Below are 12464 nucleotides of genomic sequence, written 5' to 3'. Positions count from 1 at the left end.
CGGTCCTTTTGGATGTACGACGAGGCCCGCGCCCCTGCTTGCAGGGACGCGGGCCTCGCTGCTTGCTCCGTACGGCGTCTCAGCCCTTGTTGGCCTTCTTCTCGTCGGCGTCCTGAATGACGGCCTCGGCGACCTGCTGCATGGACATACGGCGGTCCATGGAGGTCTTCTGGATCCAACGGAAGGCGGCGGGCTCGGTCAGCCCGTACTCGGTCTGGAGAATCGACTTGGCCCGGTCGACGAGCTTCCGCGTCTCCAGCCGGAGCGTGAGGTCGGCGACCTCCCTCTCCAGCTCCTTCAACTCGGTGAACCGCGACACCGCCATCTCAATGGCCGGCACGACATCACTCTTGCTGAACGGCTTCACGAGGTAGGCCATGGCACCGGCATCACGGGCCCGCTCGACCAGATCCCGCTGGGAGAAGGCGGTGAGCATGAGCACCGGGGCGATGCGCTCCTCCGCGATCTTCTCGGCGGCCGAGATCCCGTCCAGCTTGGGCATCTTCACGTCGAGGATCACCAGATCCGGCTGGTGCTCGCGGGCAAGCTCGATCGCCTGCTCGCCGTCACCGGCCTCGCCGACGACGGAGTAGCCCTCTTCCTCCAGCATCTCTTTGAGGTCGAGCCGGATAAGGGCCTCGTCCTCGGCGATGACGACACGGGTCGTCAGCGGAGGCACGTGCGACTTGTCGTCGTCGGGCGCGTCTACGGGCTGGGGCGACTCGGGGGCGGTCACGGGGGCTCCTTGTTGCGGGCCGGGGCAGGTACTGCTGCGAGCAGCCTACCTAGCTGCGACTCCATGCGGGGAACCGGTACACTCCTCTGGGGTTGGCCAGCCGGGTTGGCGGAATGGCAGACGCTGATGTCTCAAACACATCTGTCCGAAAGGACGTGCGGGTTCGACTCCCGCACCCGGCACCCATGAAGCGGAAGGTCACGTTCGCGTGATCTTCCGCTTTTTGCTGCGTGTCACCCAGGCCGCTTCCGCAAGGTGCCGCATGATCTTCCACGGAACTGAGGTTCGACAGCACGCGCTGACACTGCTGCGCAACGGTGCGAAGAACGCCGACGTCGCCCGCAAATTCGGCGTCCCTCGCGGCACAATCGCGTACTGGAAACACCTCGACCGGGCAAAACGCGGCGAGTGCCCCGGGCGCCATGATCCGAGATGCCCCCGGTGCGACGGCCGAGACCTGGACCCGGCCTCGTACAGCTACCTGCTCGGCCTCTACTTGGGCGACGGCCACATCAGCCACTACTCCGCACACCGCGTCCCCAACCTCATGATCACGTGTGCCGAGTCGTGGCCCGGCCTCATGGATCACTGCGAGCAGGCCATGCGGCGTGTGTTCCCTGACAACGCCGTGTGCCGTGTCCGCAAGACAGGCTGCCGCAATGTGAAGGTCTACTCAAAACACCTGCACTGCCTGTTCCCCCAGCACGGCCCCGGCAAGAAGCACCAACGCTTGATCGCCCTCGAACCCTGGCAACGGGAAATCGTCGACACCCACCCCTGGGAATTCATCCGCGGCCTCATCCACTCCGATCGGCTGCCGCATCACCAACTGGACCACCCGCCTCGTCGCTGGCGAGCCCAAGCGCTACGAGTACCCGCGGTACTTCTTCTCCAACAAGTCGGACGACATCCGGAAGCTCTGCACCGACACCCTCAACAAGGTCGGCGTCGAGTGGACGACCCTCGCTCGCGGCAGCGATCCTTTCAACATCTCCATCGCCCGCAAAGCTCCGTAGCCCTGATGGACATCCACGTAGGCCTCAAGCACTGAGCCCCATCGGCCTACTTGGGGCTGTCGTCCTCCCCCACATGGTGCACACGGACGAGGTTCGTCGACCCGGATACCCCCGGAGGCGAACCCGCCGTGATCACCACAACGTCACCCTTCTCGCACCGCCCGTACTTCAACAACAGCTCGTCCACCTGGTCGACCATCGCGTCGGTCGAGTCCACGTGGGGACCCAGGAACGTCTCCGTGCCCCACGTAAGGCTCAGCTGGGAGCGGGTCGCCGGCTCCGGAGTGAAGGCCAGCAGCGGGATCGGGGAGCGGTAGCGCGACAGGCGGCGGACCGTGTCGCCCGACTGGGTGAAGGCGACCAGGAAGCGGGCGCCGAGGAAGTCGCCCATCTCTGCCGCCGCCCGGGCGACCGCGCCGCCTTGTGTGCGGGGCTTGTTGCGTTCGGTCAGGGGCGGGAGGCCCTTGGCGAGGATGTCCTCCTCGGCGGCCTCCACGATCTTCGCCATCGTCCGGACCGTCTCGATGGGGTACTTGCCGACGCTGGTCTCGCCGGACAGCATCACGGCGTCCGTGCCGTCGATGACGGCGTTGGCGACGTCCGACGCCTCCGCGCGCGTGGGGCGGGAGTTGTCGATCATCGAGTCGAGCATCTGGGTGGCGACGATGACCGGCTTGGCGTTCCGCTTGGCCAGCTTGACCGCGCGCTTCTGGACGATCGGGACCTGTTCGAGCGGCATCTCCACGCCGAGGTCGCCGCGCGCGACCATGATGCCGTCGAAGGCGGCGACGATGTCGTCGATGGCCTCGACGGCCTGGGGCTTCTCGACCTTGGCGATGACGGGGAGGCGACGGCCCTCCTCGTCCATGATGCGATGGACGTCCTCGATGTCCCGGCCACTCCTCACGAACGAGAGCGCGATGACGTCACACCCCGTGCGCAGGGCCCAGCGCAGGTCCTCCTCGTCCTTCTCGGAGAGGGCGGGGACGGACACGGCCACCCCGGGCAGGTTCAGGCCCTTGTGGTCGGACACCATGCCGCCTTCCACGACCGTGGTGTGGACGCGGGGGCCGTCGACCGAGCTGACTTCGAGGCAGACCTTGCCGTCGTCGACGAGGATGCGTTCGCCGGGGGTGACGTCGGCGGCGAGTCCGGAGTAGGTGGTGCCGCAGGTGTGACGGTCGCCTTCGGCGCCCTCCTCGACCGTGATGGTGAAGGTGTCGCCGCGTTCAAGGAGTACGGGGCCTTCGGTGAAGTGGCCGAGTCGGATCTTCGGGCCCTGAAGGTCGGCGAGGATGCCGACGCTGCGGCCGGTCTCGTCGGCGGCCTTGCGGACGCGCTGGTAACGCTCCTCGTGCTCGCCGTGGGTGCCGTGGCTGAGGTTGAGGCGGGCAACGTCCATTCCGGCTTCGACCAGGGCTTTGATCTGGTCGTACGAGTCGGTGGCGGGGCCCAGGGTACAGACGATCTTTGCTCGGCGCATGATTCGAGCCTAGGCCTTACCGATGGGTAGAGAATTGGCCGTGCATGACCACTCAACAACCTTTGAGTGAAGGGGTGTTGACAAGTATTGAATTGTGCACGGCCGCGCTCCGATGAGCATTTCTACGGCACCCCGGCCGCCTTTCTAGAGCTGCGGCGGGGCCATGGTGAACCGGGCGTTGACCGCCGCGTAGACGTTCTGCCGCTGGGGTTCCAGGTCGAGGGCCGCTGCCGCGGTGTCCTCCGCGGCGGCGCCGTAGGCCATGGAGCGCATGCGGCCGGGGGCCGGGGGGTAGGGCTGGGCGTTCTCGGCGCCGATGTCGGCCAGTTCCACGAGCGCGGCGAGTGAGGTGCCGAGTGCTTCCGCGTACTCACGCGCCCGTTGGACCGCTTCCTTCACCGCCTGCTGTCGGGCTCGGCGGTGGGCGGGTGAGTCGGGACGCAGGGCCCACCATGGGCCGTCCACCCTCGTCAGCTCCAAGTCGGCCAGCCGGGTGGTGAGTTCGCCGAGGGCGGTGAAGTCGGTCAGTTCGGCGGTGATGTGGACGCGTCCGTGGTAGGCGTGGATGCGTTCGCCGCGGCCCTTGTCCTTGAGTTCGGGGCTGATGGAGAAGGCGCCGGTTTCGAGGCGCTCGACCGCCTCTCCGTAGGTCTTGATGAGGTCCAGCGCGGTGGCGTTGCGGCGGGTGAGGTCGTCGAGGGCGGCGCGGCGGTCCTTGCCGCGGGCGGCGACGGTGATGCCGATGCGGGCGATTTCGGGGTCGACTTCGAGGCGGGCCTCGCCGCGGACGGCGATGCGGGGGGAGTCGGGGGTGCCGTAGGGGACGGCGGGGCGTGGGTCGTCCGTGCCAGGGGTGGTCATACGCCCCACTCTGGCATGTCTTGGCTGGTTACAGGCCCAGGATGCGCAGGTTGGGTCACCAGATCGAAACCTGCCGGACCTGTTGCCGCTTGCCATGCTCGGGTCAGAATCTACGCGCGTCGTTGACCGTTCCCCGAGGAGATCTAGACATGCCCTTGAACCGCCGGAAGTTCCTGAAGAAGTCCGCCGTGACCGGAGCGGGGGTGGCGATCGCGAGCGCGGTGGCGGCTCCGGCGGCGCAGGCCGCGGAGCCGACGGCGGCGAAGAAGCCGGCGAAGCGGTACTCGCTGACCGTCATGGGCACGACCGACCTGCACGGGCACGTCTTCAACTGGGAAGTGCGGCGCTGGACGACACGCAGAAGTTCGTGTTCGCGGTGAACAACTACCGTGCCAACGGCGGCGGCGCGTTCCCGCACGTGGCCTCCGCGACCGAGCTGTGGTCGGAGTCGACGGAGATCCGCACGCGGATCGCGGAGTGGGTGACCGCGAAGGGCGTGCTGGACCCGAAGGACTTCGCGTCGGTGGACTGGAAGCTGACGAGGAACGGCACGCCGGTCTTCTAGCGGTCTCCTACAGTTCCAGCAGGGTTACGTCGACGGCGTCGGCGATGGCTTTCGCGCCGGCGTCGTTGACGTGGAGGCCGTCGCCCGCGTTGAACTCGGCGCGGATCCGGTCCGGTCGGTCGGGGTCCGCGACGGCGGCGGCGAGGTCGACGAGCGCGTCGAAGGGGTGGTCGCCGGCCAGGAGGCGGGCGTTGACCTCGTGGCGTACGGCCTGGCCGGTCTCGGTGTCGTAGCCGTCGTGGACGGTGCCGCGGTAGGGGCCGATGGTGGAGCCGACGACGGTGAGTCCGGCGGCGTGCAGGCGGTCGGCCAGTGCGGTCAGGCCGGCGATGAACTCGGCGGCGGTGGGGCCCTCGGCGGGCTCCGGGTGGGCGATGTGGCCGGGCAGCCCGAGGTCGTTGAGGCCGATGTGGACGATGACGTGGCTGACGCCGGGGACGTCGAGGACGTCGCGGTCGATGCGCGACAGGAGGTGGTCGCCGATCTCGTCGGTGAGCAGGCGGTTGCCGGAGATGCCCTGGTTGACGATCCAGCCGCGGGCCAGACGACGGCCGAGCTGGGAGGGGAAGCTGTTGTCGGCGCCGGGGGTGGTGGCCGCGCCCTCGATCCAGGAGTCGCCGAAGGCGACGGCGATGCGGGTGCCCTCGGGGGCGAGGACGTCGACGCCGGTGAGGAAGTGGCCGCAGGGCAACTCCTCCGCGTCTTCCAGGAGTTCGGCGGAGAGCTGGTCACCGGGGACGGCGTGTCCGATGTCGTACGGGACCGCGCTGTAGGTGGCGAGGCCCGTGTCGCCCGGCAGATAGAGGCTGACCGTGAGTTCCTCGCCGGCGCTCACGGGCAGTTCGACCGGGTCGCTGACGATCTCCTCGCCGACGGGGACGGTGACCGTCTCGGCGCCGGTGAAGCGCAGGGGTGTGTCGCTGGTGGGGTCGATGCGGCTGCCGCGGGTGCGCACGGCGAGGTGGGCGCCGCCGATGAGAAGTGGTTCCTTGCCGTAGCGGTTGCTGAGCCGTATGCGGAGGGCTTCGCCGCCTCCGGCCAGTCGCAGGGACTGGCGGACGGTCTGGTCGTGGAACGCGCGGGGTTCGAAGAGGCGGAAGGCCTCGTGGGGGTTGATGACGGCGGAGCGGTGGGCGGCGATCCAGGTCGTGGTCATGGCATGCCCCAACACCACCGCTGCCGGAGTTCTTCCTCCCCTTCGTGTTCTCCTACCTCCCTTCGACCAGCGGGGTGAGGACCTGTGCCTGGCGGGCCTGCGGGATCTGCGGCTGCTGCTGGTCGAGTCCGAAGCTGGTGAAGGCGGTCCGGGTGGGCAGCGGATACGTCTCCTTCCCCGTCAGGGTGTTGAGGATGGTGGCGCTGCGCCAGGCGGCGAGGCCGAGGTCGGGGGTGCCGACGCCATGGGTATGGCGTTCGGCGTTCTGGACGTAGATCGAGCCGGTGACGGACGGATCGCAGACGAGCCTGAACTGCTCGTCCACACGCGGGCGTTCGCGGCTGTCGCGGCGGAGGTAGGGGTCGAGGCCGGCGAGGATGCGGTCGAGGGGGCGTTCGCGGTAGCCGGTGGCGAGGACGACGGCGTCGGTGGTGAGGCGGGAGCGGGTGTTCTCCTGGACGTGTTCCAGGTGGAGTTCCACCTTGGTCGTCGCGATTCTGCCCGCCGTGCGGACGCGGACGCCGGGCGTGAGGACGGCGTCCGGCCAGCCGCCGTGCAGGGTACGGCGGTAGAGCTCGTCGTGGATGGCGGCGATGGTGTCAGCGTCGATGCCCTTGTGGAGCTGCCACTGGGTGGTGACGAGGCGGTCGCGGACGCCTTCGGGCAGGGCGTGGAAGTAGCGGGTGTAGTCGGGGGTGAAGTGTTCGAGGCCGAGCTTGGAGTACTCCATGGGGGCGAAGGCCTCGGTGCGGCCGAGCCAGTGGAGTCGCTCGCGGCCGGCGGGGCGGGTGCGCAGCAGGTCGAGGAAGATCTCGGCGCCTGACTGGCCCGAGCCGACGACGGTGACGTGGTCGGCGGCGAGGATCGTGTGGCGGTGGGCGGCGTAGTCGGCGGCGTGGACGACGGGGACGGTGGGCGCCTCGACGAGCGGCTTGAGGGGTTCGGGGACGTAGGGCTCGGTGCCGACGCCGAGGACGATGTTCCTCGTGTACGTCCGCCCGAGGGCCTCTGCCTCTCCGTCGCTGTCGAGCTGGGTGAAGTCGACCTCGAAGACGTCCTGTTCGGGGTTCCAGCGGACGGCGTCGACCTGATGGCCGAAGTACAGGCCCGGGAGGTGGTCGGTGACCCAGCGGCAGTAGGCGTCGTACTCGGCGCGCTCGATGTGGAAGCGCTCGGCGAAGTAGAAGGGGAAGAGCCGGTCGCGGGCCTTGAGGTGGTTGAGGAAGGTCCAGGGGCTGGTGGGGTCGGCGAGGGTCACCAAGTCGGCCAGGTAAGGGACTTGGATGCGGGCGCCCTTGATGAGCAGGCCGGGGTGCCAGTCGAAGGCGGGGCGCTGCTCGTAGAAGGCGGTGTCGAGTTCGGCGAGGGGGTGGGCGAGGGCCGCGAGGGAGAGGTTGAAGGGGCCGATGCCGATGCCGACCAGGTCGCGGGGCGTGTCGGGCTCGTGCTGCGGGGGGTTGGGGGTGGTGCTCATGAGGGGGTGTTTCCTTTCGCGAGTCGATCCGCGAGGTGCTCGACGGCCTTGAGGAGTGGGGTCAGGTCGTCGGGCCGGGTGTGGGGGTTGAGCAGGGTGGCCTTGAGCCAGAGGCGGCCGTCGAGGCGGGCCCGGCCGAGGACGGCACGGCCCTGGTGCAGGAGATGGCGGCGTACGGCTGCGACGGCGTCGTCGGTGGCGTGTGTGGGGCGGAACAGGACCGTGCTGATGACGGGCGGGTCATAGAGCTCGAAGCCGGGGCTGCCCTGTACGAGGTCCGCGAACTCCCGTGCCCGGTCGCAGACCTGGTCGACGAGTGCGGCGAGTCCGGTGCGGCCGAGGGTCTTGAGGGTGACGGCGATCTTGAGGACGTCGGGTCGGCGGGTGGTGCGCAGGGAGCGGCCGAGGAGGTCGGGGAGGCCGGCTTCGGTGTCGTCGTCGGCGTTGAGGTAGTCCGCGCGGTACTGCAACGCGGTGAGATCGCGGGGGTCACGGACGGCGAGGAGTCCGGCGGCGACGGGCTGCCAGCCGAGTTTGTGCAGGTCGAGCGTGACGGTGTCTGCGGCGCTCAGACCGGTGAGCTTGCCGCGGTGCCGGTCGCTGAAGAGGAGGCCTCCGCCGTAGGCGGCGTCGATGTGGAGGCGGGCGCCGCGGGTCTGGCAGACGGCGGCGATCTCGGGGAGCGGGTCGATGAGTCCGGCGTCGGTGGTGCCGGCGGTGGCGGCGACGAGATGGGGGCCCGGGAGGGTGGTGAGGGCTTCGTCGAGGGCGGCTGGATCGAGGGTGCCCGCGGGTGCGGGGACGATCACGGGGTCGGGCAGGCCGAGGAGCCAGGCGGCGCGAGGGAGCGAGTGGTGGGCATGGGCGCCGCACACGAGACGGACTCCGGAGCCGAAGGTCTCGCGGGCCAGGAGGAGGGCCAGTTGGTTTGATTCGGTGCCGCCGGTCGTTACCAAGGCGTCTGGTGCGTTGTGGGGTGCGGGTGCGTTGTAGACCTCGCTTGCAAGTGCCCGCGTCACCAGCTCCTCCAGCTCTGAGGCCGCCGGGGCCTGGTCCCACGAGTCCATCGACGGGTTGAGGGCGGACACGGCAAGGTCTGCTGCGGTGGCGACGGCCAGGGGTGGGCAGTGCAGGTGGGCGGCGCACAAGGGGTCGGCGGGATCGGCGGAACCTTCCGCCAACGCGCGTACGAGGTGCCGTAGAGCGTCCGGATCGCCCTCGTCCGGGAGTACGTCCCCCACCGCCTCCCGCACCCGTGTCGCGACCGCCTCCGGGCCGCCCGCCGGCAGGGGGCCTCCGCGCGCGTGTGTTCCGTCGGCCAGGGCGTCGAGGACGGTGGCGAGCAGCGGGCGCAGGGCGTGTGGGCCTTCGGGACCTGAAGCCAGCGGCGGCGTGCTCATCGTCGTCCTCCGGGGCGCGGAACAGAGGGAGTTCCAGCTTGTACGCGGTGGTGACGACGCGCCCGAAAAGTCCAACGATCGAAACCCGCAGGGGGGTGCGTCCGTGCGGGGGAAAACCTGTTGGGTGAGTGATCCCAGGTGTTCCCGCGCCCCGGGATCACTCCTGTGGCGTCATGCCTCCCGGACTCGCAAAGCCCGCCCCAGGTCGTCCAGTTGGTCGACCAGCTTGCGGCGCAGGGACGGGATCGGGTCGGCGTCGGCCAGGCAGGTCTCGCCCAGGCGGAGTGTCTCCGCGTCGACGGCGTGGACCGGGAAGGCCCAGCGGCCGGCGGCTTCGGCGATGGCGGGGCCGCGGCGGGCGGCGACGGCGACCGCGTCCTCGTAGTAGCGCGGCACGTACTCGCGGACGAGGTCGGCCTGTTCGGGCTGCCAGAAGCCCTGGGCGGTGGCGGTGAAGAGGTAGTTGGACAGATCGGTGAGGTCGTCGGTGGCGAACATCGCATCCCAGGCCCTGGACTTGGCCTCGGCGTCCGGCAGGGCGGCACGGCAGCGGGCGGCGCCCTCCTGGCCGGTGGCCGAGAGGTCGCGGTCGAGTTCGGCGGCGATCGCGGCCTCATCGGTGGCGCCCAGGACGGCGAGCCGGGCGAGGACGCGCCAGCGCAGCTCGGGGTCGAGCTCGGGGCCGCCGGGGACGGTGCCGTCGGCGAGCCAGGCGGCGATGGTGTCGGGCTGTGAGGCGACGTCGATGAAGTGGCGTACGGCGATCAGGCGCAGGCCGGGGTTGTCGCCGTCCTCGGTGCGGCGGATGAGGTCGCGGCTGAGGGAGGAGAGCGTGGCGAGGGCCGCCGGACGGTCGTCGGGGGTGACGTAGCGGTCGGCGATCTGGGCGGCGGCGAAGGCGAGGACGCCCTGGACGAGCGCGAGGTCGGTCTCGTGCGGGAGGTGGGCGCGAGCGGCCTCCAGGTAGGCGGCGGGGGCCAGTTCGCCGTCGCGGACGGCGTCGCGCAGGGCGTTCCAGACGACCGCGCGGGTGAGCGGGTCGGGCAGGCCGGAGAGGCTGCTGCGGACGGCTTCGAAGGAGTCGGTGTCGAAGCGGATCTTGGCGTAGGTGAGGTCGCCGTCGTTGAGGAGGAGCAGGGCGGGGCGCTTGCCGAGGGGCTGGGGAGTGGTCTGCGGGACGTCGAGGTCGAGGCGTTCGCGCAGGGTGAGGTGGCGGCCCTCGCCGGCGATGTCCTGGTCGTAGAGGCCGACGGCGATGTGGTGGGGGCGGCTGCCGGTGTGCTGGACGGTGAGGGTGCAGGTGCCGCCGTCCTCGCCGGGGGAGACGACGGGCCTGAGCGTGTCGACGCCGGTGGTGCGCAGCCAGGCGTCGGCCCAGGCGTGGACGTCGCGTTCGGTGGCGGAGGCGAGGGAGTCGATGAAGTCGGCGAGGGTGGCGTTGGCGAACCGGTGGCGGGCGAAGTGGGTGTTGATGCCGGCCAGGAAGTCCTTCTCGCCGAGCCAGGCGACCAGTTGGCGCAGGGCGGAGGCACCCTTGGCGTAGGAGATGCCGTCGAAGTTGAGGAGGGCGGAGGCGGTGTCGTCGACGTTCTCCGGGGCGACGGGGTGGGTGGAGGGGCGCTGGTCGGCGTCGTAGCCCCAGGCCTTGCGGACGACGCCGAAGTCGGTCCAGGTGTCGGTGAAGCGGGTGGCCTCGGTGAGGGTCTGGTAGCCCATGTACTCGGCGAAGGACTCGTTCAGCCAGATGTCGTCCCACCAGCGCAGGGTGACGAGGTCGCCGAACCACATGTGGGCCATCTCATGGGCGATGACCATGGCGCGGGTCTGGCGCTCGGTGTCGGTGACGGCGGAGCGGTAGACGAACTCGTCGCGGAAGGTGACCAGACCCGGGTTCTCCATGGCGCCGGCGTTGAACTCGGGGACGAACGCCTGGTCGTAGGAGTCGAAGGGGTAGGGCTCCTCGAACTTCTCGTGGTAGCGGTCGTAGCACTGCCGGGTGATCTCGAAGAGCTCGTCGGCGTCCACGTCCAGGTACGGCGCGAGGGAGCGGCGGCAGTGGAGGCCGAAGGGCAGGCCGCGGTGTTCGGTGCGCACGGAGTGCCAGGGGCCGGCGGCGACGGCGACGAGGTAGGTGGAGATCAGCGGGGTGGGGGCGGCCTGCCAGCGGCCGTCGCCGAGGTACTCGGTGATGCCGTTGGCGAGGACGGTCCAGCGTTCGGGCGCCTTGACGGTGAGGTCGAAGACGGCCTTGAGGTCGGGCTGGTCGAAGGCGGCGAAGACGCGCTGGACGTCCTCCATGAACAGCTGGGTGTAGACGTAGGTCTCGCCGTCGGTGGGGTCGGTGAAGCGGTGCATGCCCTCGCCGGTGCGGGAGTAGCGCATGCACGCGTCGATGCGCAGCTCGTGCTCGCCGGCGGTGAGGTTCTTCAGGGGCAGGCGGTTGCCGTCGAGGGTCTCCGGGTCCAGGGGCTGTCCGTCGAGGGTGGCGGAGCGCAGCTCGGCCGGTTTGAGCTCGACGAAGGTGGAGGCGTCCGTGCCGGCGCTGAAGCGGATGACGGTGCGGGAGTCGAAGGTCTCGTCGCCGGCCGTCAGATCGAGGTCGATCGTGTAGCGGTGGACGTCGAGGAGCTTGGCACGGGTCTGCGCTTCGTCGCGCGTCAGTACGGACATGCGGGTAATGCTGCCCGATGCCACTGACAACGCACAGGGGCGGATCGGTACGCGCCCTATGTCCGGTCCCGCGCGGGGGTCGCGTTCTGTGCGGGGGTCGCGTTCTGTGCGTCGCGCTGCGAGGGGACGCGGGTGTCCGGGTGGGGCAGGGCCGGGCGTGCCGCGCGTGCCGCGGCCCCGTCCTTGACGAGGGCGCGCAGTTCGCGGATCTCCTGTTCGAGGGCGAGCCGGCGGCGGTGGGTGTCGTAGAGGTAGCGGACCTTGGTGCGCAGGGCCCAGGGGTCGATGGGCTTCATGACCAGGTCCGCGACCCCCAGTCCGAAGGCGGTGGAGGTCAGTTCGTGGTCCGCGCCGAAGCCGGTGAGCAGGATGACCGGTATGTGCTGGGTCTGTTCCACGCGCCGCATGTAGCGCACCACGTCGAGGCCGCTGACGCCGGGCATACGGACGTCGAGCAGGAGGAGGCCGACCTGCCCTCGGAGCACCTGCTTGAGCGCCTCGTCACCGCTGGTGGCGCGGCCCAGCAGGTAGCCCAGCGGGGACAGGGCGCTCTCCAGCGCGTACAGCGTGTCCTCGTGGTCGTCGACGATGAGGATCTTGGCATCCGGCATGGCCCGACGTCCCTCCCGCGTGGGACAACCAGCTTATGACCGAACCGCTGACGCGGTGTGTGCGTCAGCTGACAAGGAGTGCACAGGGCAGCATGCCGCGCGCGGGACCGCGTGTCACTCCCTCTGCCGCATTCACCGAGGTCAATTCGCCGTTTTTGCGGAGCCGTTCACGGCGTCCTCGGCGATGCGCTCATGGTGGCGGATGACCTCGGCGATGATGAAATTCAGGAACTTCTCAGCGAACGCCGGGTCGAGCCTGGCGCTTTCGGCGAGCGCGCGCAGCCGCTCGATCTGGCGGGCCTCGCGGGCCGGGTCGGCGGGCGGCAGCTGGTGTCGGGCCTTGAGGTGGCCGACCTGCTGGGTGGCCTTGAAGCGTTCGGCGAGCATGTGGATGACGGCCGCGTCGATGTTGTCGATGCTGTCGCGCAGCCGGGCGAGTTCGGCGCGGACCTCCGGGTCGACGCCGCCGGTCGCGTTGTTGCTGGTGGTCAT

10 protein-coding genes, 1 tRNA gene and 2 pseudogenes are annotated in these 12464 nt (G+C 69.7%); 4 read left to right on the top strand and 9 right to left on the bottom strand.

The window, feature by feature from the left end; genetic code table 11:
* Positions 1–79 precede the first annotated feature (79 nt).
* Positions 80–736: an ANTAR domain-containing response regulator gene (locus tag ACWC09_RS39390; RefSeq protein ID WP_450855862.1), complete on the bottom strand. Its 657-nt coding sequence runs from the start codon at positions 734–736 to the stop codon at positions 80–82.
* 99 nt (positions 737–835) lie between these two features.
* On the opposite strand from ACWC09_RS39390, the gene ACWC09_RS39385 reads away from it, so the two are divergent.
* Together ACWC09_RS39385 and ACWC09_RS39380 are read left to right on the top strand one after the other, a co-directional pair.
* A tRNA-Leu gene (locus ACWC09_RS39385) sits at positions 836–918 on the top strand.
* Positions 919–998: 80 nt separating this feature from the next.
* Positions 999–1787, top strand: a pseudogene (locus ACWC09_RS39380) (helix-turn-helix domain-containing protein).
* 11 nt (positions 1788–1798) lie between these two features.
* Here the strand turns inward: ACWC09_RS39380 and pyk are convergent.
* Positions 1799–3235, bottom strand: coding sequence for a pyruvate kinase (gene pyk, locus ACWC09_RS39375; protein ID WP_450855861.1), 1437 nt, complete (start codon positions 3233–3235; stop codon positions 1799–1801).
* Between the two features lie 144 nt (positions 3236–3379).
* The gene (locus ACWC09_RS39370; protein WP_450855860.1) at positions 3380–4096 is read right to left on the bottom strand and encodes an SIMPL domain-containing protein; all 717 of its coding nucleotides are present in this window, start codon (positions 4094–4096) and stop codon (positions 3380–3382) included.
* Between the two features lie 41 nt (positions 4097–4137).
* Here ACWC09_RS39370 and ACWC09_RS39365 point away from each other — a divergent pair, with 41 nt between their 5' ends.
* Positions 4138–4476, top strand: coding sequence for a twin-arginine translocation signal domain-containing protein (locus tag ACWC09_RS39365; RefSeq protein ID WP_450855859.1), 339 nt, complete (start codon positions 4138–4140; stop codon positions 4474–4476).
* Positions 4431–4661, top strand: a pseudogene (locus ACWC09_RS39360) (bifunctional metallophosphatase/5'-nucleotidase); the annotation flags it as partial. The gene ACWC09_RS39365 and the pseudogene ACWC09_RS39360, both read left to right, overlap by 46 nt.
* A 7-nt stretch (positions 4662–4668) precedes the next feature.
* On the opposite strand, the gene ACWC09_RS39355 reads toward ACWC09_RS39360, so the two are convergent.
* The 6 genes from ACWC09_RS39355 to ACWC09_RS39330 form a co-directional block, all read right to left on the bottom strand.
* Complete coding sequence (locus ACWC09_RS39355) at positions 4669–5817, bottom strand: GDSL-type esterase/lipase family protein (RefSeq protein WP_450855858.1); 1149 nt, start codon at positions 5815–5817, stop codon at positions 4669–4671.
* Positions 5818–5869: 52 nt separating this feature from the next.
* Positions 5870–7291 carry a lysine N(6)-hydroxylase/L-ornithine N(5)-oxygenase family protein gene (locus ACWC09_RS39350; protein ID WP_450855857.1) on the bottom strand — a complete coding sequence of 474 codons (1422 nt, stop codon included), beginning with the start codon at positions 7289–7291 and terminating at the stop codon, positions 5870–5872.
* Entirely contained in the window at positions 7288–8691 is a 1404-nt protein-coding gene (locus tag ACWC09_RS39345; RefSeq protein ID WP_450855856.1) for a pyridoxal phosphate-dependent decarboxylase family protein, read from the bottom strand. The genes ACWC09_RS39350 and ACWC09_RS39345 overlap by 4 nt, the downstream gene beginning before the upstream one ends.
* Before the next feature lie 171 nt (positions 8692–8862).
* Positions 8863–11361 carry an aminopeptidase N gene (pepN, locus tag ACWC09_RS39340; protein WP_450855855.1) on the bottom strand — a complete coding sequence of 833 codons (2499 nt, stop codon included), beginning with the start codon at positions 11359–11361 and terminating at the stop codon, positions 8863–8865.
* 56 nt (positions 11362–11417) lie between these two features.
* The gene (locus ACWC09_RS39335) at positions 11418–11972 is read right to left on the bottom strand and encodes a response regulator (RefSeq protein ID WP_450855854.1); all 555 of its coding nucleotides are present in this window, start codon (positions 11970–11972) and stop codon (positions 11418–11420) included.
* Between the two features lie 141 nt (positions 11973–12113).
* Positions 12114–12464 carry a chorismate mutase gene (locus ACWC09_RS39330; protein WP_450855853.1) on the bottom strand — a complete coding sequence of 117 codons (351 nt, stop codon included), beginning with the start codon at positions 12462–12464 and terminating at the stop codon, positions 12114–12116.

It is taken from the genome of Streptomyces sp. NPDC001617 (assembly GCF_053596855.1).
This window is presented reverse-complemented; position numbering and strand designations above follow the sequence as displayed.